The organism is Bradyrhizobium sp. HKCCYLS3077, assembly GCF_051167555.1.
Classification (GTDB): Bacteria; Pseudomonadota; Alphaproteobacteria; order Rhizobiales; family Xanthobacteraceae; genus Bradyrhizobium.
Map to the genome: position 1 here is coordinate 142,460 of NZ_JBNPTH010000007.1, position 24,772 is coordinate 167,231.

Annotated in this window: 25 protein-coding genes; 17 read left to right on the top strand and 8 right to left on the bottom strand. The window is 66.0% G+C overall.

The genetic code is table 11. The annotated features are described in order from the left end of the window. Positions 1–29: 29 nt before the first annotated feature. Both ACQR0Z_RS26710 and ACQR0Z_RS26715 read right to left on the bottom strand, forming a co-directional pair. Positions 30–1,505, bottom strand: coding sequence for a M81 family metallopeptidase (locus ACQR0Z_RS26710; protein ID WP_434920616.1), 1,476 nt, complete (start codon positions 1,503–1,505; stop codon positions 30–32). A gap of 120 nt (positions 1,506–1,625) precedes the next feature. Then, on the bottom strand, positions 1,626–2,243 hold the full coding sequence (locus ACQR0Z_RS26715) for a TetR/AcrR family transcriptional regulator (protein WP_434920617.1): 618 nt from the start codon (positions 2,241–2,243) through the stop codon (positions 1,626–1,628). Between the two features lie 191 nt (positions 2,244–2,434). On the opposite strand from ACQR0Z_RS26715, the gene ACQR0Z_RS26720 reads away from it, so the two are divergent. The 3 genes from ACQR0Z_RS26720 (at position 2,435) to ACQR0Z_RS26730 (ending at position 7,584) form a co-directional block, all read left to right on the top strand. Next, positions 2,435–3,667 carry an efflux RND transporter periplasmic adaptor subunit gene (locus ACQR0Z_RS26720; RefSeq protein WP_434879343.1) on the top strand — a complete coding sequence of 411 codons (1,233 nt, stop codon included), beginning with the start codon at positions 2,435–2,437 and terminating at the stop codon, positions 3,665–3,667. Between the two features lie 277 nt (positions 3,668–3,944). Beyond that, entirely contained in the window at positions 3,945–7,127 is a 3,183-nt protein-coding gene (locus ACQR0Z_RS26725) for an efflux RND transporter permease subunit (protein ID WP_434920618.1), read from the top strand. Positions 7,128–7,377: 250 nt separating this feature from the next. Then, entirely contained in the window at positions 7,378–7,584 is a 207-nt protein-coding gene (locus ACQR0Z_RS26730; RefSeq protein ID WP_434920619.1) for a hypothetical protein, read from the top strand. Positions 7,585–7,623: 39 nt separating this feature from the next. Here the strand turns inward: ACQR0Z_RS26730 and ACQR0Z_RS26735 are convergent, their stop codons facing one another. Then, the gene (locus ACQR0Z_RS26735; RefSeq protein WP_434920620.1) at positions 7,624–8,511 is read right to left on the bottom strand and encodes an SDR family oxidoreductase; all 888 of its coding nucleotides are present in this window, start codon (positions 8,509–8,511) and stop codon (positions 7,624–7,626) included. A gap of 144 nt (positions 8,512–8,655) precedes the next feature. On the opposite strand from ACQR0Z_RS26735, the gene ACQR0Z_RS26740 reads away from it, so the two are divergent. Beyond that, positions 8,656–9,090: a winged helix-turn-helix transcriptional regulator gene (locus ACQR0Z_RS26740; protein ID WP_434920621.1), complete on the top strand. Its 435-nt coding sequence runs from the start codon at positions 8,656–8,658 to the stop codon at positions 9,088–9,090. 97 nt (positions 9,091–9,187) lie between these two features. On the opposite strand, the gene ACQR0Z_RS26745 is transcribed toward ACQR0Z_RS26740, so the two are convergent. Beyond that, on the bottom strand, positions 9,188–9,439 hold the full coding sequence (locus ACQR0Z_RS26745; protein WP_434920622.1) for a hypothetical protein: 252 nt from the start codon (positions 9,437–9,439) through the stop codon (positions 9,188–9,190). Positions 9,440–9,835: 396 nt separating this feature from the next. Between ACQR0Z_RS26745 and ACQR0Z_RS26750 the strand changes: the two genes are divergently transcribed. The 6 genes from ACQR0Z_RS26750 (at position 9,836) to ACQR0Z_RS26775 (ending at position 15,082) form a co-directional block, all read left to right on the top strand. Next, positions 9,836–10,411: a DUF2975 domain-containing protein gene (locus tag ACQR0Z_RS26750; protein WP_434920623.1), complete on the top strand. Its 576-nt coding sequence runs from the start codon at positions 9,836–9,838 to the stop codon at positions 10,409–10,411. A 10-nt stretch (positions 10,412–10,421) separates the two neighbouring features. Beyond that, entirely contained in the window at positions 10,422–10,652 is a 231-nt protein-coding gene (locus ACQR0Z_RS26755) for a helix-turn-helix domain-containing protein (protein ID WP_434920624.1), read from the top strand. A gap of 278 nt (positions 10,653–10,930) precedes the next feature. Further along, positions 10,931–11,947, top strand: coding sequence for an ABC transporter substrate-binding protein (locus ACQR0Z_RS26760; RefSeq protein WP_434920826.1), 1,017 nt, complete (start codon positions 10,931–10,933; stop codon positions 11,945–11,947). A 119-nt stretch (positions 11,948–12,066) separates the two neighbouring features. After that, positions 12,067–13,161 carry an ABC transporter ATP-binding protein gene (locus ACQR0Z_RS26765; RefSeq protein ID WP_434879348.1) on the top strand — a complete coding sequence of 365 codons (1,095 nt, stop codon included), beginning with the start codon at positions 12,067–12,069 and terminating at the stop codon, positions 13,159–13,161. Positions 13,162–13,196: 35 nt separating this feature from the next. Beyond that, positions 13,197–14,306: an ABC transporter permease gene (locus ACQR0Z_RS26770; RefSeq protein WP_434920827.1), complete on the top strand. Its 1,110-nt coding sequence runs from the start codon at positions 13,197–13,199 to the stop codon at positions 14,304–14,306. Next, on the top strand, positions 14,303–15,082 hold the full coding sequence (locus ACQR0Z_RS26775) for an ABC transporter permease (protein WP_434920625.1): 780 nt from the start codon (positions 14,303–14,305) through the stop codon (positions 15,080–15,082). Before ACQR0Z_RS26770 ends, ACQR0Z_RS26775 begins: the two co-directional genes overlap by 4 nt. 253 nt (positions 15,083–15,335) lie before the next feature. Here the strand turns inward: ACQR0Z_RS26775 and ACQR0Z_RS26780 are convergent, their stop codons facing one another. Beyond that, a complete protein-coding gene (locus tag ACQR0Z_RS26780) occupies positions 15,336–16,235 on the bottom strand; it encodes an NAD-dependent epimerase/dehydratase family protein (RefSeq protein WP_434920626.1) in 900 nt (299 codons plus the stop codon). A 218-nt stretch (positions 16,236–16,453) separates the two neighbouring features. On the opposite strand from ACQR0Z_RS26780, the gene ACQR0Z_RS26785 reads away from it, so the two are divergent. The 5 genes from ACQR0Z_RS26785 (at position 16,454) to ACQR0Z_RS26805 (ending at position 20,883) form a co-directional block, all read left to right on the top strand. After that, on the top strand, positions 16,454–16,615 hold the full coding sequence (locus tag ACQR0Z_RS26785) for a hypothetical protein (RefSeq protein ID WP_434920627.1): 162 nt from the start codon (positions 16,454–16,456) through the stop codon (positions 16,613–16,615). Between the two features lie 276 nt (positions 16,616–16,891). Continuing rightward, complete coding sequence (locus ACQR0Z_RS26790; RefSeq protein WP_434920628.1) at positions 16,892–17,515, top strand: hypothetical protein; 624 nt, start codon at positions 16,892–16,894, stop codon at positions 17,513–17,515. Positions 17,516–17,914: 399 nt separating this feature from the next. After that, positions 17,915–18,475 carry a hypothetical protein gene (locus tag ACQR0Z_RS26795; RefSeq protein WP_434920629.1) on the top strand — a complete coding sequence of 187 codons (561 nt, stop codon included), beginning with the start codon at positions 17,915–17,917 and terminating at the stop codon, positions 18,473–18,475. A 113-nt stretch (positions 18,476–18,588) separates the two neighbouring features. Then, positions 18,589–19,104: a GNAT family N-acetyltransferase gene (locus ACQR0Z_RS26800; RefSeq protein WP_434920630.1), complete on the top strand. Its 516-nt coding sequence runs from the start codon at positions 18,589–18,591 to the stop codon at positions 19,102–19,104. 387 nt (positions 19,105–19,491) lie between these two features. Further along, the gene (locus tag ACQR0Z_RS26805; RefSeq protein ID WP_434920631.1) at positions 19,492–20,883 is read left to right on the top strand and encodes a serine hydrolase; all 1,392 of its coding nucleotides are present in this window, start codon (positions 19,492–19,494) and stop codon (positions 20,881–20,883) included. A 132-nt stretch (positions 20,884–21,015) separates the two neighbouring features. Here the strand turns inward: ACQR0Z_RS26805 and ACQR0Z_RS26810 are convergent, their stop codons facing one another. Together ACQR0Z_RS26810 and ACQR0Z_RS26815 are read right to left on the bottom strand one after the other, a co-directional pair. Then, complete coding sequence (locus ACQR0Z_RS26810; protein ID WP_434861545.1) at positions 21,016–21,192, bottom strand: hypothetical protein; 177 nt, start codon at positions 21,190–21,192, stop codon at positions 21,016–21,018. Positions 21,193–21,225: 33 nt separating this feature from the next. Beyond that, positions 21,226–22,080: a LysR family transcriptional regulator gene (locus tag ACQR0Z_RS26815; protein ID WP_434920632.1), complete on the bottom strand. Its 855-nt coding sequence runs from the start codon at positions 22,078–22,080 to the stop codon at positions 21,226–21,228. A gap of 129 nt (positions 22,081–22,209) precedes the next feature. On the opposite strand from ACQR0Z_RS26815, the gene ACQR0Z_RS26820 reads away from it, so the two are divergent. Beyond that, a complete protein-coding gene (locus ACQR0Z_RS26820) occupies positions 22,210–23,196 on the top strand; it encodes an alcohol dehydrogenase catalytic domain-containing protein (protein ID WP_434920633.1) in 987 nt (328 codons plus the stop codon). 44 nt (positions 23,197–23,240) lie between these two features. Continuing rightward, positions 23,241–24,065, top strand: coding sequence for an oxidoreductase (locus ACQR0Z_RS26825; RefSeq protein WP_434920634.1), 825 nt, complete (start codon positions 23,241–23,243; stop codon positions 24,063–24,065). Between the two features lie 36 nt (positions 24,066–24,101). Here the strand turns inward: ACQR0Z_RS26825 and ACQR0Z_RS26830 are convergent, their stop codons facing one another. Continuing rightward, entirely contained in the window at positions 24,102–24,770 is a 669-nt protein-coding gene (locus ACQR0Z_RS26830; protein ID WP_434861549.1) for a hypothetical protein, read from the bottom strand. Positions 24,771–24,772 lie beyond the last annotated feature (2 nt).

Here is a 24,772-nt window from a genome sequence, read left to right on the forward strand (position 1 = left end):
ATCGCGCTACGCCGTCGCATTCTGGGACATCATGCGCGCGAGGATTGCGGCAGCTCATCCAGCGGCCATTTCGGACGCTTGATCTTGGCGTACGGCAATTTCGTCACGTCGCGCGCGACCACGCCGGGCGCATCGACCATGATGATGTCGGCCGCGATCGGGGCGAACGAGGCGCGGAAATGCTGCGCGGACTTCACCACGACGAGCTTGCGCGTGGAGGGATCGCAGCCGAGCTGGGTGAAGAAGTCCTTCCCGAACGCCTGGCAGCGGAACGTCGTGATCACGACCTCGACGCCATTGCACGCGATCAGCGCGCAATCGCCGAGCTTGGCCGGCGTGCCGGCGAGCCCGGTCATCACCATGTTCTCCTTCAGTGCCTTGACCTCCCAGGTCGCATCGACCGGCTCGCCGGACAGCGGGCCGATCTTGCCGCCGATGCGCAAGGGAAGCTTGGCGCCGATTCCGGCATCGAAGGCGATGCGCACCGCGATCGGGTCCCACATCGGACCGACGCAGACGTTCTCGATCTTCCGCTCGAGCACGCGGCGCAGGATGAAGGTGGAATCGCCGGGCGCGCCGCCGCCGGGATTGTCGCTGGCATCGCCCAGCACGATGGTGCCGTCCTTGGCGAGCGCCTGGTCGAGCGCGGCATCGACGCCGGGCATGCGCTCGGTCACGGCGTCGCGCATGCCGATCAGCTCGTCCGCGAGCTTGCGCGCCAGCGCTTGCGCCTTCGCGCCATCGGGATCCGCGGCGGCGTCGCTGTAGACCAGCACCTTGGTGCCCATCGCGGGCGTATCGCCCCAGCCGAAGCCGTGCACGATCGAGGCCGAGACGATGCCGTCCTTGCCCTCCAGCGCGGTGATGCGGTCGACGAAGCTGCGCACCGGCTCGCGGGTGGTGTGCAGGGTCACGATCATGTCGGTGTCGACCAGCGCCTTGCGCAGCTTGAGCCGCTTCTCGGCCAGCTCGGTGCAATGCTTCACCAGATCCTGCGCGCGCTCGAGAATGTCGGTGTGCGGATATTCCTTCCAGCAGATCAAGAGATCGGCGCTGTCCACCATCAGCTCGCTCATGTGGACGTGCGGATCGAGCGTCGCGCCGATCACCACGTCCGGGCCTGTGATCTTGCGGATCTGCGACAGCAGCTCGCCCTCGCAATCATCATAGCCGTCGGCGATCATCGCGCCGTGCAGCCCGATCAGCGCCATGTCGATCGGCAGCGCGGCCTTGAGATCGGCGAGGATCTGATCGCGCAAGGTCTCGAACGCCGCGCGTGTGACGAGCCCGTTCGGCACCGCCGCCGCCACCAGGCCCTCGATCAAGGTCCATCCCTTGGACGGCCCAACCTGCCGCGCCGCCCACAGCGGCCCGCCATGCATCTGCATCTTGTCCGGATGCTGACCGGCCGGGAAATACGCCCGCTCGTGAAAGGTCCCGAGCCCCGTCGGCATCGGCGCAAAGGTGTTGGTCTCGGTGGCGAGGGCGGCGGAGAAGACACGCATGAAGGAACGGCTCTTGAGTTGGCGCGATGACGATGAAGCGGCCGCAGGGGACCGCATCGCGTCCACGAGCACAAGACAGCGCGAGGGCAGAGCGACCCATCGCCCAGCGCATGCGAGCGATCAGTTCGCGGTGACCGGCGCCGGCACCGACTGATCCGCGATGGTCTTGATCGCGACCTCGGCGACCTGCGCCAGCGACTCTCGGTCGGCGCCTGAGGACGCCATCACGCTCATGCCGGTGATGACGGCGGAGACATAGCGCGCGAGCGCGGCGGGGTCGGCGCTCTCGGCCAGGTCACGCTCCTGCTTTGCGCGCTCGAAGCGATGGCGGAGCTGCTCCTCGGTCTGGGCGCGGCGCGCGGCGAGCTCGAACGGCACGTTGGCTGAGCCGGAGCCGCAGGCAAGGCCACCCTGCACCAGCAGGCAGCCGGGCGGGTTGGACGGGTCGGTCTGCTTCTCGGCGACGCCCATCAGCATCCGCGCGGTGACCTCGCGGGCGGTCGGCGCGCCCAGCACCTCCTCCATCCAGGCCTCGCGGCGCAGGGTGTAGCGGTCGAGCGCGGCCTTGAGCAGGGCCTCCTTGCTGCCGAAGGCGGCATAGAGGCTCGGCGGGTTGATGCCCATGGCGTCGGTGAGCTGGGCGATGGTCGCGCCCTCATAGCCATGGCGCCAGAACACCTCCATCGCCTGGTCCAGCGCGGTGTCGCGATCGAAATTCCGGGGCCGTCCGACGCCCATTTTGCAAAACTCCTGTTTTCGTCTCCGCCCCGACTGATTCTTATCTATTTGCGATTCCTAGCCATTTCTTTGATCTGCCGCAGCCGCCAAAGTTCCGTCTAGGATTTTCGTAGCATCCGTTACATAAGTCTCTTGCGAACGAGTTGCCAGCGCCACATTTGTAGCGAGCACTACAAATCTGGAGCGCGACAATGCCTTCGCCCGAACCAAGTTCCCCCAGCCGCCTGAAGCGGTGGCTGAGCACCGTTGCCGTCGCCGGCGTGGTGATCGCCGCCGGCTCCTACGCCGGTTCGCAGTATTTCCATTTTAGCCCCGTCCCGCAGGCGGCTCACGCCGCTGCGCCGGAGCAGGCCGTCCCGGTGACGGTCTCCGTCATCGAACCGCGCAAGGCCAGCCTGTGGGACGAGTTCTCCGGCCGGCTCGAAGCGGTCGAGCGGGTCGAGGTCCGGCCGCGCGTGGCCGGCGCCATCCTTGCCACCAATTTCACCGAGGGCTCGCTGGTGAAGGCCGGCGACGTGCTGTTCAAGATCGACCCCGCGCCCTATGCCGCCGAGGTCGACCGCGCCCAGGCCCAGCTCGAAGCCGCGCGTGCCCGCGCCTCCTTCGCCGCCAATGAGCTCGAGCGCGGCGCGCAACTGGTCGGCAGCTCGATCGTCACCAAGCGCGACTTCGACCAGCGCGACAACGGCAATCGCGAGGCGATCGCCAATGTCAAGGCGGCGGAAGCAGCACTCCAGGCGGCCAAGCTCAATCTCGACTACACGCAGGTGCGCGCGCCGGTTGACGGTCGCGTCGGCCGCATCGAGGTCACCGTCGGCAATCTCGTCGCCGCCGGCTCGGCCTCGCCGGTGCTGACCAACCTGGTCTCGGTCAATCCGATCTATGCGAGCTTCGACGCCACCGAGGATGTCGTGCTGCGGGCGCTGGCCGCCGTGGCCGACGCCTCCGGCAAGCGCGGCAATCTCGACCGCATCCCGGTGGAGATGACGACGTCGGGCGGCATCACCGCGTCGGGCCACATCCAGCTGATCGACAACCAGGTGCAGGGCCAGACCGGCACCATCCGCGTCCGCGCCGTGTTCAAGAACGAGACCGGCACCCTGATCCCCGGCCAGTTCGCCCGCGTCCGCATGGGCCAGCCGCAGCAGCAGTCCCTGGTGCTGCTCGACGAGCGCGCCATCGGCACCGACCAGGACAAGAAGTTCGTCATGGTCGTCGGCGACGACGAGCGCGCGGTGTATCGGCCGGTGACACTCGGCGGCAGCGTCGAGGGCCTGCGGATCATTTCGGCGGGCTTGAAGCCTGGCGAACGCGTGGTGGTCAATGGCCTGCAACGGGTGCGCCCTGGCGCGTTGCTGAAGACGCAGGTGGCGGCGATGGGCGCGCGGGATGGGGCTGACAACAAGCAGCTGGCGCAGCGCTGAGCGTCATCGGACCCCTCTGCCAACGCCAACCACAGATGTCGTCCCGGCGAACGCCGGGACCCATAACCACCGGCCTTGCTTGTGGACGACGAATGATGACCCACAGTCTTTTTCAACAATTGGCCGTCCGCGGTATGGGTCCCGGCGTTCGCCGGGACGACGCCGAGGGTGAGGCGACAGCGAGATCCTATTTGGCGCCGCTCAGCGTCTTTCAAACGCCTACCAACAACTAACAACGTCAGCCACACGCTGACCTCTCCCGACCACGGGGCCTCCCATGAACCTCTCCAAATTCTTCATCGACCGGCCGATCTTCGCAGGCGTGCTGTCGACGCTCATTTTCCTCGGCGGCCTGATCGCGCTGTTCTCGATGCCGATCTCGGAATATCCCGACGTCGTGCCGCCGTCGGTCGTGGTGCGCGCGACCTATCCCGGCGCCAATCCGAAGGTGATCGCCGAGACCGTGGCGACGCCGATCGAGGAGCAGATCAACGGCGTCGAGAACATGCTGTATATGAGCAGCCAGGCGACCACCGACGGCGCGATGACGCTCACGGTCACCTTCAAGCTCGGCACCGATCCGGACAAGGCGACGCAGCTGGTGCAGAACCGGGTGCAGCAGGCCGAGCCGCGGCTGCCGGCCGTGGTGCGGCAGCTCGGCGTCATCACCAAGAAGAGCTCGCCCGACCTCACCATGGTCGTGCACCTGAACTCGCCGAACGGCCGCTACGACACGACCTATCTGCGCAACTACGCGGTGCTCAACGTCAAGGACCGGCTGGCGCGCATCGACGGCGTCGGCGACGTCCAGCTGTTCGGCGCCGGCGACTATTCGATGCGGGTGTGGGTCGATCCGCAGAAGGCCGCCGAGCACGGCCTCTCGGCGAGCGACATCGTCAAGGCGATCCAGGCGCAGAACGTCGAGGCCGCGGCCGGCGTGGTCGGCGCATCGCCGAACGTCAAGGGCCTCGACCTGCAGCTCTCGGTCAATGCCGAGGGCCGCCTCTCCAACGAGGACCAGTTCGCCGACATCGTGGTGAAGACCGGCGCGCATGGCGAGGTGACGCGGCTGCGCGACGTCGCCCGCATCGAGCTCGGCGCCTCCGAATACGGCCTGCGCTCGCTGCTCGACAACAAGCAGGCGGTGGCGATCCCGATCTTCCAGGCGCCCGGCTCCAACGCGCTGCAGATCTCCGACAACGTCCGCGCCACCATGGCCGAGATCAAGAAGACGATGCCCGAAGGCGTCGAGTATCACATCGTCTACGACCCGACGCAATTCGTGCGCTCCTCGATCGAGGCCGTCGTGCACACGCTGTTCGAGGCGATTGTGCTGGTCGTGATCGTCGTCATCCTGTTCCTGCAGACCTGGCGCGCCTCGATCATTCCGCTGCTGGCGGTGCCCGTGTCGATCGTCGGCACCTTCGCGGTGATGCATCTGTTCGGCTTCTCGATCAACGCGCTCAGCCTGTTCGGCCTGGTGCTCGCGATCGGCATCGTCGTCGACGATGCCATCGTCGTGGTCGAGAATGTCGAGCGCAACATCGAGAGCGGCCTGTCGCCGCGCGACGCCACCTATCAGGCGATGCGCGAGGTGTCCGGCCCGATCATCGCGATCGCGCTGGTGCTGGTCGCCGTGTTCGTGCCGCTGGCCTTCATCTCCGGCCTCACCGGGCAGTTCTACAAGCAGTTCGCGCTGACGATTGCGATCTCCACCGTGATCTCGGCCGTGAACTCGCTGACCCTGTCGCCGGCCCTGTCGGCGCTGCTGCTCAAGGGCCATCACGACCCGAAGGACCGCCTCACCCGCATCCTCGACCGTTCGCTCGGCTGGTTCTTCCGCGGCTTCAACCGCGCCTTCGTCCGCGCCTCCGACAATTACAGCGGCAGCGTCTCCAGGGTGATCACGGCCAAGGCCGCCGTGATGATCCTCTACGTGCTGCTGATCGGCGCCACCGCCGTCCTGTTCAAGCAGGTGCCGGGCGGCTTCGTGCCGGGCCAGGACAAGCAATACCTGGTCGGCTTCGCCCGCCTGCCGGACGGCGCCACGCTCGACCGCTCCGAGGAGGTGATCCGCAAGATGAGCGACATCGCGCTGACGCAGCCCGGTGTCGAGAGCTCGATCGCCTTTCCCGGCCTCTCGATCTCCGGCTTTACCAACTCCTCCAATGCCGGCATCGTGTTCTCCGGGCTGAAGCCGTTCGATGAGCGTAAGGATCCGTCGCTGTCGGGCGGCGCGATTGCGCTGGAGCTCAACAAGAAATACGCAGGCATCCAGGACGCCTTCATCGCGATGTTCCCGCCGCCGCCGGTCAACGGCCTGGGCACGATCGGCGGCTTCAAGCTACAGATCGAGGACCGCGCCGGCCGTGGCTACGAAGCCTTGAACGACGTCACCACCGCCTTCATGGGCGCCTTGCAGAAATCACCGGAGATCGCCGGCGCGTTTTCGAGCTTCCAGGTCAACGTGCCGCAGCTGTTCGCCGACATCGATCGCACCAAGGCGCTACAGCTCGGCGTCCCCGTGACGGAGGTGTTCAACACGCTGCAGATCTACCTCGGCTCCTACTACGTGAACGACTTCAACAAGTTCGGCCGCACCTACTCGGTGCGCGTGCAGGCCGACGCGCCGTTCCGCGCCCGGGCCGACGACATTCGCCAGCTCAAGGTCCGTTCGTCCACGGGCGAGATGGTGCCGCTGTCGGCGCTGCTCAACGTCCGACAGAGCGCCGGTCCCGAGCGCGCGATCCGCTACAACGGCTTCCTGTCGTCGGACATCAACGCCGCGGCGGCGCCGGGCTTCTCGTCGGGCCAGGCGCAGGCGGCGGCCGAGAAGATCGCGGCCGAGGTGCTGCCTCCTGGATTTGCTTTCGAATGGACCGACCTGACCTATCAGGAGTTCATCGCCGGCAATTCCGGACTCTGGGTGTTTCCGCTCGCGATCCTCTTGGTGTTCCTGGTGCTGGCCGCGCTCTATGAGAGCCTGACGCTCCCTCTGGCGATCCTGATGATCGTTCCGATGGCGCTGCTGGCGGCGATGGCCGGCGTCTACATCTCGAAGGGCGACAACAACATCTTCACCCAGATCGGCCTGATCGTGCTCGTCGGCCTCTCCGCCAAGAACGCGATCCTGATCGTCGAATTCGCGCGCGAGCTCGAATTCGCCGGACGCACGCCGCTGCGCGCCGCGATCGAAGCCAGCCGTCTCCGGCTGCGGCCGATCCTGATGACGTCGATGGCCTTCATCATGGGCGTGCTGCCGCTGGTGCTGTCGACCGGCGCGGGCTCGGAGATGCGGCGGGCGATGGGCGTCGCGGTGTTCTCCGGCATGATCGGCGTCACCGTGTTCGGCCTGTTCCTGACGCCCGTGTTCTACGTGCTGCTGCGAACCCTGACCGGGATGCGGCCGCTCGTCCAGCACGGCGGCCACGGCACCGTGGCGGCCCAGCCCGCGGAGTAAACGCCGATGTGAACAGGCGTGATGTCGTCCGCCGCGAAACGCAATCGTCTCTTCTCACGTAGAGGCAAGTGACAGTCGGCGTCCTCATCATGCTTCCCCGATGATCCGGTGCACGATCAATTCTGCAAAACTGTGAACCGGATCACAGACCAGCGCAGCGAGATGGAGGACGCCAACTCCAGCACGTTGCGCCGACCCGGCGGCCTGTCCCGCACCAGGCCGCCGGGTCATTTGACGAAGGAGTTGCAACATGGATTTTTTGAATCATCTGGTCGCAGCCCGGCTGATGAAGACGGCGCAGGGTTTCGAGCGCATCGGCGTTCACCGCGTCACACACCGGCTCCCGGCTCCGCCTCAGCGTTTGGGCACGACACCGACGACGCTGGCGCTGGTGGTCGATCGCCAGGGACGTGACCCGTCCGCCGCGCCATGCTGCTCAGGCGCCGACGGCGTCTGATGGCGACCGTGTGGCGGGCCAGGCCCGCCACGCCAGGCCTCATGTGAACGCAGGCTTGGTCTTCTCGACCCAATCGGCAAAGCTCTGCGGCGCAACGCCGGTGATCGTCTGATAATCGCCCGTCACCTCGGCGACCAGCCCCTGAGCCGTATTCGGCTCGAACGACGCGAACACCTCCGCCAGCGGTCGCGGCAGTCCGGCGCCGACCATGCCCTGAATGAGACCTTCGAGGGGCACCTGCACCACCTCGATCGGCTTGCCCACCGCGGCCGAGATGATCTGCGCCTTTTGCGCCTTGGTCAGCGCCTCCCCACCACTCAGCGTGAAGACCTGCTTGCCGCCGGCGCTGCCGGCGAGAACCGTCGCCGCCGCGCGCGCGAGATCGTCGCGCGCGATGTCCGCGCTCGCGCCACCCTGGTCCGCCGTGAACCAGCGGCCCGAACCGAGGATCTGCGGCAACGAGCTCATCAGATTTTCGAAGTACCAGTGATTGCGCAGCACGGTCCAGCCGGCGAGCCGGCTGTCTTTGAGAGCGGCCTCGGTCAACGCGTGGTCCGGCGCGAGCAGGATCGGCGAGCCCTCCGGCTTCGGCATGGACGTGTAGATGACATGACTGACGCCGGCCTGCTCGGCTGCCGCGATCGCGTTCTTGTGCTGCTGCAGCCGACGGCCCGGCCGGTCGAGCGCATCGGTGCTGATCAGCAGCATCCGCTCCGCCCCGGCGAACGTCGCGACAAGCGAGCCTGCATCGTCGAAATCGGCGCTGCGGACCTGGACGCCTTGCGCCGCCAATGCCTGCAACTGCTCCGGCTTGCGGGTGGTGGCGATGATGCGGGAGGCCGGCACGCCGAGCGTGGTCAGCAGGTGGCGGATCACGGCGCGGCCGAGCTGCCCGGCGGCGCCGGAGACGAGAACGGATTGAGACATCGTTAACCTTCATTACGAGGGGCTGGGATGGGCAAGACGTTGGCTTTCGGCCGCAGTCGCCTTAAAGTCTCGTTTCGAGACCAGCACTACATTAGGAACCACGATGACCCGCCGAAAGAAGGCAGTTTTCTGGGAGATAGGCACATGAAGGGAACTGCCCCTCCCGGCACGATCGCGGCTGAAGGCGCATGCGACAATGATCCCGGCCGCTGGAAGGCGAAGTTCGCCTCGATCGACGATTGTCCGATCCGCACGGTGATCAATCAGATCGGCGACAAATGGAGCCTGCTCATCCTGGCCGTGCTGGGCTGGCGGCCGCACCGCTTCGGCGAGCTGCGGCGCGAGATCAGCGACATCTCGCAGCGGATGCTGACGCAGACTTTGCGCGACCTGCAACGCGACGGGTTGATTGCCCGCCGCGTGCTGCCGACGGTGCCGCCCAGCGTCGAATACAGCCTCACCGACGTCGGCCGGAGCCTGCTCGGGCCGATGTCACACCTGATCGGCTGGGCCGAGCGGCATCACGCCGCGATCAAGGCCTCGCGGCAGCGCTTCGACGAGAGCATCGCGTCGGACTAATCGACGGCATGGCGCCAGACAGCCGCGTCACGGCGCGACGTGACGACATGGATGCGGACGATCGGCGTTGGTGCTCGTACTGCGGCGCCGGAACGGTTCACGGCCGCTTGCATCCTGCGCGATCGAGCATGTCCCTGACGATCAAGGGCGTTGCCGGTGTTTGCGCCGCATCGGGCGCTGCGGCAGCGGAGCTCAACGCCTGACCGGCCTGCGCGGCACTCAAGTTCAACGATGTCCGGCAGGTCGCGCGCCCCATGCTGGCGACTGCGCCGGCGGCCTCGCCGACACCGGCAAGGTAGGCGGTGAGAACCTGCTGGGCCGTGCGGTCGGTCGGCGCCTTCTCCAGCATCTGAGTCACCTGGGCGACCGATATCAGGCCTTGGGAGGTGGACGGCGCGGCGCTGGATGGCGACGTCGCCGCGATAGCTGACGCGAAGACGGCGACCGTGGGGGTCAGTTTGGCCAGGCAACGAGACATGAAATGGCTCCTGAGTGAGTGGACGATGTGTTTCTTCGGAATCGCATCTGGCAGCCTCGCGCACGTTCCCGATTCCGCACGCGCAGCTTGGAGTGCCGCCCGCGATCGACCTCCCCCTCCAGGGGAGGGTGAGACCCGTCGCGCAGAGCCGCAGTCGAGCGGAGGACCGATCTGTCGTGCGAAAATAAATTATTGTCAAACAATAATTTTTGGATCACCCTATGGCCAGATCGTCGAGAGACCCATCAACAGCGGAGCCGTTCGACCATGACGCAGACAGCAGAGACTTTCGGCACGACGGCCGCGCACGACAGGCGCGGCGATCGCATTCGGCGGCTCAGCCGATTGATGTCGGCGGGCTGCCTCGCGACATCCGCTCTGCTTGCCGCGGCCATGGCAATCTATTGGGCCGTGACGCCGACACACACGCTGTTCAGCCAGGCCGGAATTCCGCATGCTCCGGTGACCGAGATCGACCCGTCCACGCGCGCGCTCGCGTTCGCCATCGCCATGATCCCGCTGGGCACGCTGATCTGGGGCTTGCTGAGCGGACGTCGTTGCTTCGACGCCTTCGCCGCCGGCCGCATCTTCTCGCGGGACTCGATCCGACAGCTCCGGGCATTCGCGATCGCTGTCGCAGCATCAGCCCTGTTGAAGCCACTCGCTGCTGCGGCGCTGTCCGTGGTCCTGAGCCTGCAACAGCCGGCGGGACCGAAGACCCTCGCGCTGAGCATGGGATCGGACACGCCGCTAGCTCTGATCTTCGCAGGGACGGTCGCGGTCATCGCCTGGGTGATGACCGAGGCGCTGGAGATCGCCGACGAAAACAATCAGTTCGTCTGAAGGACAGGACATGCCGATCCGAGTGCGGCTGGGCGTGATGCTCGCCGAACGCAATGTGAAGTCCAAAGACCTCGCTGAATATGTCGGGATCACCGAGGCCAACCTCTCCCTTCTCAAGCAGGGCAAGGTGAAGGGTGTGCGCTTCGAGACCCTCGAGCGGATCTGCCGGTTTCTGGGCTGCCAACCCGGCGACCTCCTGAGATATGAGGAGGCGCCGCCGGCGGAGACGGACATCGAATAAGACCACAACCGCGCTCGAGATCCTACGTTGCGGTGACGCGGACGGGCGGCCGCACGGCGCCGCTGATGCAGTGCATGAACGCCAAAATAGCATCATGTGACGATCAAAACTCGCGCTTGCCACGGCTTGGTCGAGCCGATAGCTTTTTTGAACCTTTCAAGCGCCTGGGATCATCAAGCATGTTTTGTCTGCGGACCACCTCCACGACGGCAATGGTGTCGAACACGACGGATCGGAGGGCCAGAGGCGCAGTTGCAACCGTGTCGAAGACGGCGCTGGTGGCTGCAGCCGCGTTGCTCGGCGTGATCGCCTCGGCGCAGGCGCGCGATCTCACCGTGGTGTCGTGGGGCGGCAACTATCAGGACGCGCAGCGCAAGATCTATTTCCAGCCGTTCGCCGCCAAGCTCGGCGCCACCGTGCTCGACGAGAGCTGGGATGGCGGCTATGGCGTGCTGCAGGCCAAGGTGAAGGCCGGCGTGCCGAACTGGGACGCAGTGCAGGTCGAGGCCGAGGAGTTGGAGCTCGGCTGCAGCGACGGCATCTATGAGAAGATCGACTGGAGCAAGCTCGGCGGCAAAGACGGCTTCATCCCGGCCGGCGTCAGCGATTGCGGCGTCGGCGCCATCGTCTGGTCCACGGGCATGGCGTTCGACGGCGACAAGATCAAGGATGGGCCGAAAACCTGGGCGGATTTCTGGGACACCAAGAAGTTTCCGGGCAAGCGCGGCCTGCGCAAGGGCGCCAAGTACACGCTCGAATTCGCGCTGATGGCCGATGGCGTGCCGTCGACCGACGTCTACAAGGTGCTGAAGACCAAGGAAGGCGTCGAGCGAGCCTTCAAGAAGCTCGATGCGCTGAAGGCCGACATCGTCTGGTGGGAGGCCGGCGCGCAGCCGCTGCAACTGCTGTCATCGGGCCAGGTCGCGATGACCTCGGTCTATAACGGCCGCATCACCGCCATCAACCGCACCGAGGGCAAGCATTTCGGCTTCGTCTTCCCGGGCAGCATCTACGCCGTCGACAGCTGGGTGGTGCTGAAGGGCTCGCCGAACAAGGACGCCGCGATGAACTTCATCGCGTTTGCGAGCCAGGCGGAGAACCAGGCCAAGCTGCCGGAATACATCGCCTACGGCCTGCCGAACATCGCCGCCGCCAAGCTGGTGCCGGAGAAGTACGCCGCGGAGCTGCCGACCACGCCGGACAATCTGAAGCAGGCGATCGCGCTCGACGTCGGCTTCTGGACCGACAATTCGGAAGAGCTGTCGAAGCGCTTCAACGCCTGGCTGGCGCGCTAACTTCGCCAGCCTGGCTGGCGCGCTAACTGCGCCGAATACCTCGGACGCACGATCCCCGCATCGTGCGTCCGCCTCACGTGCAAGCGTACCGGCGTGATCAGCGCCGAAAGCCAGCGTTCATGGACAGCCCCTTCATTTCGTTCCGGCAGGTGGTCAAGCGCTTCGGCCCGCTGACCGTCGTCGACCATCTCGATCTCGACATCGCCAGAGGCGAGTTCATCGCCCTGCTCGGCCCCTCCGGCTCCGGCAAGACCACGCTCTTGATGATGCTCGCCGGCTTCGAGCAGGCCACAAGCGGCACGATCGCGGTCGATGGCGTCAGGGTCGACGGCCTGCCGCCGCACAAGCGCAACATGGGCGTGGTGTTCCAGAACTACGCGCTGTTTCCGCATATGAGCGTGCGCGACAACATCGCCTTTCCCTTGAAGATGCGCAACGCGCCGAAGGCCGAGATCGCGACGCGCGTCGCGCGCGTGCTCGACATGGTCAAGCTCTCCGCCATGGCCGAGCGCAAGCCGGCGCAGCTCTCCGGCGGCCAGCAGCAGCGCGTGGCTTTGGCGCGCGCGCTGGTGTTCGAGCCGCAGGTGGTGCTGATGGACGAGCCGCTCGGCGCGCTCGACAAGAAGCTGCGCGAGCAGATGCAGCTCGACATCCGCGATTTGCACCGCCGGCTCGGCCTCACCATCGTATTCGTCACCCACGACCAGGACGAGGCGCTGACGATGTCCGACCGCATCGCCGTGTTCAACCACGGCAGGATCGAGCAGATCGGCCCGCCCCGCGAGATCTACGAGCTGCCGCGCACGCCGTTCGTCGCCGAGTTCATCGGCGAGACCAATCTGCTGTCGTGCAAGGTGGAGGAACAGGCCGGCGAAACGGTCCGGCTGACGACGGACGGCGGGCTCACGCTGTCGGCGCATGCTGCCGCCGCACGCATCGACGGCGGCAAGGTGCGGGTTTCGATCCGGCCCGAGGCGATCCGGATCAACGATCACGCCGCGGCGACGGCGAACCGCGTCACCGCGCGCATCCTCGACGCCGTATATTTCGGCGATCACATGCGTCTCGTCGCCTCCGTCGGCGAGCAGCGGCTGATCATCAAGGGCGATCGCATGAGCGAGGCGGCGGAGGTCGGCCGCGACGTGGCGCTGTCCTTTGCGGCGTCGGATGTCTGGGTGGTGGGATCATGCGACCAGACCTCGGCCACCGCCTGAAGGCGGCCCTGCTGCTCGCGCCGCTGCTGGCGTTCATGCTGTCGTTCTTCGTCGTGCCGCTGGTGACGATGATGAAGTCGGCGGTGTCCGATCCCGTCGCGACCGAGGCGCTACCGCGGACGGCGAAAGCTCTGTCCGGCTGGGATCGTAGCGGCGCCCCGCCCGCCTCCGCTCAGACCGCCTTTGCCGAGGACATCCGCGCGCTGAAGAACGACGAGCAGTTCGGCGATCTCGTCCGACGCCTCAACAGCGCGCAATCCGGCTTCCGTAGCCTGCTCGGCAAGACCCGGCGCGCGCTCGACGGCAGCGGCACGACCGATCTCGTGGGTGTCGATTCAAGGTGGAGCGAGACCTCCTATTGGGCGACGATCGCCGAGGCCGTCGCCTCGCCCTGGACCGACAAGAACCTGCTCGCGGCCGTCGATCTCGAACGCAATGCCTCCGGCAGCATCGCGGCAATGCCCGAGGGCGCCTCGGCCCACCGGCTGATCATGATCCGGACCTTCATCACTTCGGCGCTGGTGACGCTTGCCTGCATCCTGATCGGCCTGCCCTATGCGATGGTCGCGGCCTCGGTCGAAGGATGGCGCCGGCAGGTGCTGCTCGGCGCCGTGCTGCTGCCGCTGTGGACCTCGCTTCTGGTGCGTACCGCGGCCTGGTACGTCGTGCTGCAGGACAACGGCCTGATCAATGCGACCTTGAAGGGGCTCGGCCTCACCTCGGCGCCGGTGCCGCTGATGTTCAACCGGCTCGGCGTCGTCATCGCGATGACTCATGTGCTGTTGCCGTTCATGGCGCTGCCGATCTTCAGCGTGCTGATCGCGATCCCGCGCAACCTGATGCCGGCGGCGGCCTCGCTCGGCGCGCATCCGCTGCGCGCCTTCTTTCACGTGCTGCTGCCGCTGTCGATGCGCGGCGTCGTCTCCGGCGCCCTGCTCGTGTTCATGGCTGCCCTCGGCTACTACATCACGCCCGCTTTGATCGGCGGCGCCAACGACCAGATGATCTCGTCCGTGATCGCCTATTACGCGACTGGTGCTGCGAACTGGGGCATGGCCGGCGCCCTTGGCCTGGTGCTGCTGGCGATGACCATCCTGCTCTACGCCATCTACATGCGTCTGACGGTCGAGGAGCAGCGCGCATGAAGCCGCTGCCGATCCTCAAGCTCGTGTTCGCCGCCCTCGTCGTGATCTTCCTGCTCGGCCCGCTGGTCGCGGTGCTGCCGCTGTCGCTGACCGACAGTGTGTTCCTGAACTATCCGATCCCCGGCTACTCGACCCGCTGGTTCAAGGAGCTCGTCACCGCCGACTCCTGGCGGCTGTCGATCGTCAACAGCCTGCTGATCGGCGCCGGCACGACGGTGCTCGCCACTTTGCTCGGCACGCTGGCCGCGCTCGGCCTGCGCGGCAAGCGCGCGTCGCTGCTGTTTTCCACCTTGCGCACGGTGTTCCTGCTGCCGATGGTCGTGCCCGCCGTCGTGCTCGGCGTCGGCATGCAGCTGATGTTCGCGCGCTACGGTCTCACCAACACCTATCTCGGCGTCATCATCGCCCACACCGTGGTCGCCGTGCCGTTCGTGCTCGTCAATGTCTCCTCGGCTTTGCAGGGCGTCGACATCCGCCTGGAGCAGGCCGCCGCCAGCCTCGGCGCCGCGCCGCCGACGGTGCTGTTCTCGGTGACGCTTCCGATTGCGCTCCCCGGCATCATCTCCGGCGCGCTGTTCGCCTTCGCGACCTCGCTCGACGAGGTCGTGCTGACCCTGTTCGTCGCCGGCCCCAACCAGCGCACCCTCGCCCGGCAGATGTTCGCCACGATCCGCGAGAACATCAGCCCCGCGATCGTCTCGGCCGCGGCTGTGTTCATCGTCGGCACCATCGTGCTGTCGCTCGTGATGCTGGCGATCCGGCGGCGGATGGCGTGAGCCCGAAGCCCGGTGCCTCGATCTCGCGATTTAGCTCGCGTGACGTCCTCTTCGTTCCAAGCTCCCGTCATTCCGGGGCAAGGCCGCAGGCCTTGAACCCGGAATCTCGAGATTGCCTTGCGTCTGTTCTCAACAACTCGAGATTCCGGGTTCAATCGCCGAGGCGCATCCGCTACGCGGTTGCGCCTCGACGATTGCCCCGGAATGACCGGGGCAATGCCATTAACGTCCCGCGACGCGATAGGATTTCGCCCTACCCCACCTTCACATATTTCCGCCAATCGTGCTCTTCCTTGAACCCGAGCACCTCGCGCGCCTTGCGGTTCGACAGCGGCGCTTCGCGTTCGCCGAGCTCGCGCGTGACCGGCACGTTCGGACAATAGCGCCGCAGCAGCTCGCGCGTCGGGATGGTGGCCGTCACCGTGTCGTTCACCGCATTGAAGACCTGGAAGCCGAGCCCGTCCTTTTCGATAGCCAGATGCACGATCTCGCCGAGGTCGCGCGCGTCGATGTAGGACCAGGCATTGCGCTTGCGCGACGGCGGGTCGGCGAGGAAGCGCGGAAACATGTCGTATTCATGCGGCTCGATGACGTTGCCGATCCGCAAGGCATAGATGTCGATGCCGTACCGCATCGCGAAGGCGCGCGCGGTCTTTTCGTTGACCACCTTCGACAGCCCGTAGGAATCCATCGGATCCGTGTCGTAATCCTCCTCGAGCGGGAAGCTGTGGAAGTCCTTGTCGCCTTCCGCGAAGCACACGCCGTAAGTCGTCTCGCTGGAGGCGATGATGATCTTGCGCACGCCGAGCTTGGCCGCCGCCTCGATCACGTTGTAGGTCGAGATCGTGTTGATCCGGAAGGTCTCGTTGTCGGGCTCGATCAGCACGCGCGGGATCGCTGCGAAATGCACGACGGCGTCCGGCGCCTGCGCCGGCCGGCCGGCGTTGAAGCCGCCGAAGCCGTAATGCGTGGTCAGCGCATTGAAGGCCTGCCCGCTGTCGCAGAGATCGGCGACCAGAGTGTTGATCCCCGGGTGATCGAACGGCTTGAGGTCGACGTTGAGCAGCTCGTAGCCCTTGGCCATGAGATGCGGCAGCACATGCCTGCCCGCCTTGCCCGTTCCTCCGGTGAACACCACGCGCTTTGTTGTCATTGTGTCGTCATCCTCGTGAGGTGCGTGAATGCGATGCTCTTAACAGCTTTCTCAGGCGCCGCTCCAGAAGGAACTTTTCCGAGACATCGGGGCACAGCGGCAACCGGGCCTTAATGAAGGCCATGCGATGCTGAACCTTTCCAAATGAACTTCTCAAGTGAACCTTTCCGAGTGTGAACCTGACGTATTTCAAAGCAGGGCCGAGGTGGAGGTCGCAAATGACGACTCTGGCCAGAGTTATTTCGAGAGCATTTTCCGAGCAGTCCGACGGGACGCAAAGCGAGCTGCTCAAGCATTTGATGTTGTTCGGTGCAGCGGCCGTCTTTGTCTGGATATTGACGCTGACCTATGGGGTCGATTTGAGCCCCGCTCTGTTCTGATCGTCTCGTCAGGAGAGCCTCGTCCGGCCGGGTTAATCAGCTCGCCGCCACGCGAGCCGGTCTCCGCGCGGCCGCCGTGAACCCCTTGGCGTCTCGCCCGACGCGTCTGGTCATCGAACGCGCATGCGATCGGCGCCGGCCATGCGTCCGCAGACCGCCGACGCGAGATTCTTTTTGCTCATCGGTAGCGAAGTTCCGGGCTTTCTGTTAGGTAACTCAGTGTGGTTAGTTGGACGCATTGGGGCGGCCTGGCCGTCCCTCAGAAAGGACGCGGTCATGAGCTTCTCTTTCGGCGAATTGTCTTACAGCACATCGACTTTCAATCGGTTGCATATCAGCACATCATCGTCCGGCCTGTTGACCCTGTCGGCCGCCGCTCTGCTCACAACGATCGCGCTGTTCGGACCGGCTGCGGCCCAGTCCGTGGCAGGGCCCGCTCCGACGCTGCCGGGCGTCACCGTCGATGCGCCGAAACCGATGGCCAAGCCGTCGCGGCCGGTCCGCGCGGCGGAGACAGCCCCGTCCCGCCGGAGGGGCGCGGTCCGGTCGAGCGCCACTGCGACGGGAGGCCAAGCCGCCACGGGCACCGGTGGCCTGAACGCGATCCAGCAGCGTATCGCGCAGCTGGAGAGCCGGGCCAGCAGTTGCAACGGCGGCTGCGAAACCAGCTTCCCGGTCGGCAACCAGCCCTGGATCGGCTGCAGCCTGTCCGCCGCTGAAACCACGCCGTTCGACGGGAAATGTTCGGACACACTGACCTACGCCCACTACGCGGATTGTCAGGAAACCAAGCTGTTGCTGGGCTGGGACAAGAACAAGATCTGGTGGCACTGCAGCAGCTTGCAGGTCGGCAACAAATTCAAGGTGGCCGAGGTCAGGCGGTCGAGGTCCGCGCGCTGAGGCGCTCACCCGACATCGCATCACCGGCCCTCGCCTGACGCGGGCCGGTGATGAGCAAATTCTTGAGCGCTTCGAACGTGCTGCGAACGGCGGCGCCCCGGCGCATCGCTGCAGCCGCGAGGCAGAAAGCCTCGGACAATTCTGCTCGGCCAGGCTTGGCGGACCAAACAGCCTTGGCTCGTCGACTGAACGCGTAGACGGCGTCGACATGGCATGTGGACCTGGCGCATCGACCTCGAGCGTTCGGATTGGCGCGATCGGATTGGCTCGTCAAACAGGCTGCTATGCGCAATTTTTTTCAAGACTTAGTAGCAAAGCTGATCATATTAGGATAGGTAATTCAGTGTGGCTTAATTGGCGCATCGGGGCGGCCTAGCCGTCCTAGGAAAGGACGTGGTCATGAAATTGTCGTCGAGCGTTACTCCGTCGGCCGTTGCTCTGCTTGCAACGATCCTCCTATGCGGCGCGGCCGCGGCTCAGCCCGTTGCGGGCCCCGCCCCGACGCTTCCCGGCGTCACCGTCGACGCCCCGAAGGCGGCGGCCAAGCCCGCCCGGCCGACCGAGGCGGCAGAGACGGCGGCACCGCGCCGGGCGGCATCGACCCGCCATTCGACCAATCGTGTGGTGTCGGGCGGCCAGACGCCGTCCACGACGAGCAACGAAGTCCTGGACAGGATCACCAAGCTGGAGCGCGCCGCCAGCAGCTGCAACGGCGGCTGTGAGACCAGCTTCAAGTCCGGCAACCAGCCCTGGATCGGCTGCAGCCTGTCGGGTCAGGAATCGGTGCCGTTCGACGGCAAGTGCTCGGACACGCTCACCTACGCCCACTACTCGGATTGCCAGCAGACCAAGGCCTTCCTGGGCTGGGACCGCAACAAGATCTGGTGGCACTGCAGCAGCCTGCAGGTCGGCAACAAGTTCAAGGTCGCCGAGATCAAGCGCTCGAAGTCCGCGCGCTGACGCGTCTCGATCAACGTCCCTCGGCCGGCCGCTGTTGACGCGGCCGGCCGAGGCTCCGGTCGCGGAGCTCACCAGACGGCGGGCGGCCCAACAGATTCCGGAGCATGCTCGTCATGAGACCTGACGTTGTCGTCCGTCAACTCCGCGCCGACGACGTCATCGCCTTCAAGGCGCTCCGCCTCGCGGCGCTGCAGACCGAGGCGGAATACATCGGCAGCACATTCGAGTTGGAAAAAAACGTCGATATGACGCCCTGGCTCGGCGAGGCGCATGTCCTCGGCGCGCTTCGCGATGGCGACTTGGTCGGCACTGCCGGCCTGTCGTTTCTGAACGGGACGAAGCAGCACATTGGACGGTTGTGGGGCGTGTATGTCCGACGTGACCTCAGGCGGCGTGGTGTTGCGCGCCTGCTGTTAAACGCCTTGCTAGGTGTGGCGCGTTCACGGATTGAGCTCGTCCAGCTGACGGTGGTCAGCGGCAACGAGTCCGCCCGGCGGCTCTATGAGAGCACCGGCTTCGACGTATTCGGCGTGCAGCCGAAAGCATTCAAGCTTGACGATCGTTATCTCGCTGAAGTCCACATGCTCATCGACCTCGACCGCAACGGCCAAGCCTCGGCGTCGTCCTGATCGGGCCAGCCGCACCGTAGTCGCTGTCGCGGTCAGACGCCGGCTCCTGGGGCGCACGCATCCGCTGAACGGAACGCCAAGATCAGGATGAAGACGCAAATCCAGAGCGCCATCAAGTCTGCCCAAAGCAGCCATTTGGGCGTGCGCAATGACAACACGGTCTTCAAGCTATTCTCGCCTCTGTTCGTCTCTCGATCCAGGAGAGAGATCATCGTCCGGACATGAGTACGCCGATGCTCGCTTCTCTTCCTTGCTGGATCGAGCTAACTTGTTTGGAAGTCCGGCTGCAAGGGACGACCTATGAGTGCGGAGCGATTTCGCATTTTCGCCGCGGCGGCGTGCCTCGCTGCGCTGTTGCCTCAGACAACACCGACGGCGGCCCAGACCATGCCCGCGCCCGACATCCAGCAAAAGATTGATGCCGTCTGCGCCTGTCTCATGACCAAGGTGGTGGAGAAGGACGATCCCCACATCTGCCAGCGGCTGCAGGATCGCATGGCCGCCAGCCATGTGCCGGGCGTCAGCATCGCCGTCATCCACGACGGCGCCATCGAATGGGCGCAGGGGTTCGGTGTTGCGGAGGTCGGCGGCCGCGCCGTCACCGCTGAGACGCTGTTCCAGGCCGGCAGCATCAGTAAGCCTGTCGCCGCGATGGCGGCGCTTCGTCTCGTCGAGCAAGGCCGATTGGCGCTCGATGCCGACGTCAACCACGCTCTGACCTCCTGGAAGCTCCCGGCAAACACGGCAGCCCCCGGAGCCGTCACCCTGCGCCAATTGCTCAGCCACACGGCTGGACTCACGGTCCATGGATTTCCCGGCTACGCCGCCGGCGCGGCGCTGCCATCGCTGGTGCAGATCCTGAATGGAGAGCCGCCCGCCAACACCGCGCCTGTCCGCATCGAGGCGCCCCCGGGAAGCCGTTGGAAATATTCCGGCGGCGGCTACACCATCGCGCAACTGCTGCTCGAGGGTATCTCTCGGCAGTCCTTCCCCCAACTCATGCAGGACACCGTGCTGGGACCGATCGGCATGCGCAGCAGCACCTATGAGCAGCCCTTGCCGGTGGCGCTGCGCTCCGGCGCCGCCACGCCCTACCGGGCCAACGGCACGCCGATCCCGGGCGGTTTTCACACCTATCCGGAAATGGCAGCGGCTGGGCTTTGGAGCACACCGACCGACCTCGCCCGCTATGTGATCGAGGTCCAGCGCTCGCTGCGCGGCGATGCCAACCATGTGCTGTCGGCCGAAATGACCCGCGAGATGCTCACCCCCGGCCTCGGCCGGCACGCGCTCGGTCTGCCGATCGGTGGCTCCCCTGACGACCCGTTCTTCTCGCATGGCGGCATCGACGCCGGCTTCGAAGCCATTCTCGTCGGCTATCAGCAGCGCGGCGAGGGCGCGATCGTCATGACCAATGCGCAAGGCGGCCAGTTGCTGGCCGGCGAGATCCTGCGCAGCATCGCCCATGTCTATGGCTGGCCGGATCTGCATCCGATCGTCCGCAGCAGCATCGCGGTCGATCCCGCCCTGCTCGCGACCTATGCAGGCGTCTATCAGCTGACGCCGACCTTCGCGGTCACCATCACGCTGGAAGGCGGCAAGCTGATGTCGCAGGCGACGGGCCAGGGCAAGATCGAGCTGTTCGCGGAGGCGCCAAGCCGCTTCTTCGTCAAGCCGGTCGATGCCCCGTTGGAGTTCTTCACCGCTTCATCCGGGCAGATCACCCACCTCGTTCTCCATCAGAACGGCCAGGAGATGCGCGGCGAACGCAAGCCATAGCCCCGACCAGCGCGCCGGTGGCAGACTCACCAGACGGCCAGTGGCGCCCTAGAGATCAAAGAGCACGTTCCTGATGAGGTCCGACATTGTCATTCGTCACCCAAGCGCCGCGCCTTGCTGGATGTAGCGCGTTCACGCATCGAACTCGTCCAGCTGACGGTCGTCGGTGGCAACGAGCCCGCGCGGCTGCTCTATGAGAGCGCCGTCTTCGGCGTGCAGCCGAAAGCATTCAATGTGGGCGATCGCTATCTCAATGAACTCCACATGCTCCTCGACCTCGGCCGCAAGGCCAGGGCTCCGCGCGGTCATCCTGATCGGGCCTGTCGCGGTTTCTATGGCGCCTCACGCCGAGGCCAGCTGCGAGATCACGAGGTCGAGCAGCGCGCGCAGCCGCGCCAGCCGGCGCAGGTCGCGGTGATAGCCGACATAGGTGTCGCGTCCCGGCGGCTGCTCGCCGACGTCGACGGGTCGAAGGCCCGGCGTCGCATCGCCGAGCGGTCGGGGCAGCACGGCGAGGCCCGCTCCTTGCGCACAGAGCATGGCCTGAACGTCGCGGTTGTTGCTGCGCATCGCGACCTCGGCCTTCGGCAGTCGCTTGGCCAGCCAGCGCGCGTCGGGCATGTCCGCGAATGCCGTGTCCATGGTAACGACCCTGATCCCCTCGCCATCGCCCTCGACACGCCGCGGGCCGTCCGTGGGACCGTACACGGCGTAGGGAATGTGCAGCAGCCGCCGCGAGATCACCTCCGGCTCGTCGAACGCGCGGATGCGAAACACGAGATCGGCCTCGCGGCGGGGAAGACTGTACAGCCGCGCGTCGGTCAGAAGTTCGACACAGACGCGCGGGTGCAGCCGGCCGAATTCGACCAGCACCGGCGTCAGCATCAGGCGGCCGAACCAGTCCGACGATGAGACCCTGAGGAAACCGTCGAGCTGCGCCTGCGCGCCCGCCAGGCGCCGCTCGAACGCGAGCGCCTCCTCCTCCATCCGCTCGGCATGCGCCAGCACCGCCGTGCCTTCGTGAGTCAGCACGAAGCCTTCGGCCGTGCGCTGAAACAGCGTCTGGCTCACGGCCGCTTCGAGCGCCGCGAGGCGGCGTCCCATGGTCGGCTGCGACAGGCCGAGCCGCCGCGCGGCCGCGCCGAGCGTGCCCTCGCGCGCGATGGCGAGGAAGATCCGCAGGTCGCTCCACTCCATGCAAGACCTTTCGGACAGGGACGCGACGGACAGCGCCCCATTCAGAACTGAATGAATTACATACGAATTCGATGATGTCCATTCAGACTGCGAGCGCCGATGATGCCTTCATCACAGCAGGAGGTCGCCATGACCATCTCGATGAAGGCTGCCATTCTCCACGAAACCGGCTCGCCGCTGCGCGTCACCGCGATCAGCAGCCCCGCGCCGGGCCGCGGCGAAGTCCTCGTCCGCATCGCCGCGGCGGGGACCAACCCGCTCGACACCAAGATCCACGCCGGCCAGGCGGCGCATGCGAGGCACCCGGCTCCCGCCATCCTCGGCCTGGACATGGCCGGAACGGTCGAAGCCATCGGCGAAGGCGTCACCCGGTTTCGCCCGGGCGACGAGGTCTACGGCATGGTCGGGGGTGTCGGCGGCCACCCCGGCACGCTCGCCGAATATGTCAGCGCCGACGCCGATCTGCTCGCGGCCAAGCCGGCGAACCTCAGCATGCGCGAGGCGGCCGTGCTGCCGCTGGTGACGATCACGGCCTGGGAAGGCCTGGTCGATCGCATCGGCATCCGGCCGGGACAGACCCTGCTCGTTCTCGGCGGCGCCGGCGGCGTCGGCCACATCGTCGTCCAGCTCGGCCTCGCCTTCGGCGCGACGGTTTTCGCGACGGGCAATCCGCAGAGCCAGCCCGTGATCGAGCGCCTCGGCGCTGTCTTCATCGACCGCAACGAGCCGATCGCCGACGCCGTCAGTCGCATCACGGCGGGCCGCGGCTTCGACGTCGTCTACGACACGGTCGGCGCACTCGACACAGCCTTCGCCGCGGTCGCGCGGTTCGGCCACGTCACCTCGTCGCTGGGCTGGGGCACGCATCCGCTGGCGCCGCTGTCGTTCAAGGGCGGCACCTATTCCGGCGTGTTCACGCTCCTGCCGCTGCTCGACGGCAAGGGACGGCGGCATCACGGCGAGATCCTCGAACAGGCCGCTCAGCTGGTGGAATCCGGCAAGCTCGCGCCGCTGCTCGACCCGCGCCGGTTCGCGCTCGAAGAGGTCGGCGCAGCCTATGACGCGCTCAAGACGGGCAGCGCCGGCAAGATCGCCATCGACATCGCGGCGGCGTGAGCCGACGCGCTCTCCAAGCCTCACATGCATCAAGGAGTTATCCGATGAGAGTCTGGTTCATCACAGGCGCCTCGCGCGGCTTCGGCGCGCTGGTCGCGCAGCAGGCGTTGGCGAGAGGCGACGCCGTCGTGGCGACGGCGCGCGATCCGAATGCGATCACGAAGCGCATCGGGGCGCATCCCAACCTCCTGGCGCTCGCGCTCGACGTGACCAAAGAGAGCGAGGCGGTCGCGGCGGCGCAGGCGGCGGTCGACCGGTTCGGCAAGATCGACGTGCTCCTCAACAACGCCGGCTTCGGCCTGATGGGCGCGGTCGAGGAAGCAAGCCAGGACGAGATCGAGGCCGTCTTCCGCACCAACGTGTTCGGCCTGCTCGCCGTCACCCGCGCGGTGCTTCCTCACATGCGCAAGGCGCGCTCGGGCCGCATCCTCAACATCTCCTCGATCGGCGGCTATCGCGGCTCGGCCGGCTTCGGTGTCTATGGCGCGACCAAGTTCGCGGTCGAGGCGCTGACGGAGGCGCTGCGCGCCGAGCTGGCGCCACTCGGCATCCATGTGACGGCGATCGAGCCGGGCTATTTCCGCACCGACTTCATGGATGCCTCGTCGCTGAAGGTCAGCCGCATCGAGATCCCCGACTACAGCGCGACGGCAGGCCGGGTCCGCGCGAACGCGGGCCAAATCAACGGCGCCCAGCCCGGCGATCCCGACAAGCTCGCGCGGGTGCTGGTCGACTTCGCCGACGAGCCCGACCCGCCGGTGCGGCTGCCGCTCGGGGCCGACACCGTCGCGGCGATCGAGGCGAAGCACGCCTCCGATGCCGCCATCATCGCGCGGTGGCGCAAGGTTTCGCTCTCGACCGGTTTTTGACAGCAGCTCGCGATCGACCTCGATCCGGACCCGATGTCATGGATCGTAGATGACCTTCACGGAGCGGCCGGCGCTGAGCCCGAGCCGCTTCACCATGTCGTCGACCTCGTCCTGGCTTTCCGGATAGGCCTCGTAAGTGATCTTCGTCTTGAACAAGGTTGGATAATATCGTGGATGAAGCGTCCACATGACGTCGCGAAAGACGCCAGTTTCGGCGTAGAGATTTCGGACGATCCGTCGCACATAGAGACTGTCGGTGGGAAGCGAGAGCGGCGGCTTGACGGCGCGGTCCTTGAAAAACTCCGTGAACGTCCGCTCATATGTAAAGCCGTGTTCGCCGCCCTGCCGACACGGACCACGCTGCACTTTCTTCGGCTCACCGTCCCGCGGTGCTTCAAGATACGTGCATAGCTCGAGGCCCTGCGGATAGTGCCAGGCGACGAGCGTGTCCTTGAGGATGTAGGTCTTGTCCGACGCCACGAGAAGGAATTGCGCGCACGCCGACAGGCAGTGGTCGTAGACCACGACCGTGGCACGACGATCGCGGACGATGTCGGACAGCGTGACCGCGGGAATTGTATGTCCTCCGAAACTTCGCACGACGAACAATCCCCCATCATGGAGATCCTTCGCCGACGAGACATCCATATTCTCGGCAAGCACGCCGTCGAAGCAGAGCACGCGCTTGTCCGGGCTGAGGCTCATCG

Coding starts and splice junctions, on each gene's coding strand:
- ACQR0Z_RS26710 (WP_434920616.1), bottom strand. CDS start 1,505: ATGCGTGTCTTCTCCGCCGCCCTCGCCACCGAGACCAACACCTTTGCG.
- ACQR0Z_RS26715 (WP_434920617.1), bottom strand. CDS start 2,243: ATGGGCGTCGGACGGCCCCGGAATTTCGATCGCGACACCGCGCTGGAC.
- ACQR0Z_RS26720 (WP_434879343.1), top strand. CDS start 2,435: ATGCCTTCGCCCGAACCAAGTTCCCCCAGCCGCCTGAAGCGGTGGCTG.
- ACQR0Z_RS26725 (WP_434920618.1), top strand. CDS start 3,945: ATGAACCTCTCCAAATTCTTCATCGACCGGCCGATCTTCGCAGGCGTG.
- ACQR0Z_RS26730 (WP_434920619.1), top strand. CDS start 7,378: ATGGATTTTTTGAATCATCTGGTCGCAGCCCGGCTGATGAAGACGGCG.
- ACQR0Z_RS26735 (WP_434920620.1), bottom strand. CDS start 8,511: ATGTCTCAATCCGTTCTCGTCTCCGGCGCCGCCGGGCAGCTCGGCCGC.
- ACQR0Z_RS26740 (WP_434920621.1), top strand. CDS start 8,656: ATGAAGGGAACTGCCCCTCCCGGCACGATCGCGGCTGAAGGCGCATGC.
- ACQR0Z_RS26745 (WP_434920622.1), bottom strand. CDS start 9,439: ATGCTGGAGAAGGCGCCGACCGACCGCACGGCCCAGCAGGTTCTCACC.
- ACQR0Z_RS26750 (WP_434920623.1), top strand. CDS start 9,836: ATGACGCAGACAGCAGAGACTTTCGGCACGACGGCCGCGCACGACAGG.
- ACQR0Z_RS26755 (WP_434920624.1), top strand. CDS start 10,422: ATGCCGATCCGAGTGCGGCTGGGCGTGATGCTCGCCGAACGCAATGTG.
- ACQR0Z_RS26765 (WP_434879348.1), top strand. CDS start 12,067: ATGGACAGCCCCTTCATTTCGTTCCGGCAGGTGGTCAAGCGCTTCGGC.
- ACQR0Z_RS26770 (WP_434920827.1), top strand. CDS start 13,197: ATGCTGTCGTTCTTCGTCGTGCCGCTGGTGACGATGATGAAGTCGGCG.
- ACQR0Z_RS26775 (WP_434920625.1), top strand. CDS start 14,303: ATGAAGCCGCTGCCGATCCTCAAGCTCGTGTTCGCCGCCCTCGTCGTG.
- ACQR0Z_RS26780 (WP_434920626.1), bottom strand. CDS start 16,235: ATGACAACAAAGCGCGTGGTGTTCACCGGAGGAACGGGCAAGGCGGGC.
- ACQR0Z_RS26785 (WP_434920627.1), top strand. CDS start 16,454: ATGACGACTCTGGCCAGAGTTATTTCGAGAGCATTTTCCGAGCAGTCC.
- ACQR0Z_RS26790 (WP_434920628.1), top strand. CDS start 16,892: ATGAGCTTCTCTTTCGGCGAATTGTCTTACAGCACATCGACTTTCAAT.
- ACQR0Z_RS26795 (WP_434920629.1), top strand. CDS start 17,915: ATGAAATTGTCGTCGAGCGTTACTCCGTCGGCCGTTGCTCTGCTTGCA.
- ACQR0Z_RS26800 (WP_434920630.1), top strand. CDS start 18,589: ATGAGACCTGACGTTGTCGTCCGTCAACTCCGCGCCGACGACGTCATC.
- ACQR0Z_RS26805 (WP_434920631.1), top strand. CDS start 19,492: ATGCCCGCGCCCGACATCCAGCAAAAGATTGATGCCGTCTGCGCCTGT.
- ACQR0Z_RS26810 (WP_434861545.1), bottom strand. CDS start 21,192: ATGACCGCGCGGAGCCCTGGCCTTGCGGCCGAGGTCGAGGAGCATGTG.
- ACQR0Z_RS26815 (WP_434920632.1), bottom strand. CDS start 22,080: ATGGAGTGGAGCGACCTGCGGATCTTCCTCGCCATCGCGCGCGAGGGC.
- ACQR0Z_RS26820 (WP_434920633.1), top strand. CDS start 22,210: ATGACCATCTCGATGAAGGCTGCCATTCTCCACGAAACCGGCTCGCCG.
- ACQR0Z_RS26825 (WP_434920634.1), top strand. CDS start 23,241: ATGAGAGTCTGGTTCATCACAGGCGCCTCGCGCGGCTTCGGCGCGCTG.
- ACQR0Z_RS26830 (WP_434861549.1), bottom strand. CDS start 24,770: ATGAGCCTCAGCCCGGACAAGCGCGTGCTCTGCTTCGACGGCGTGCTT.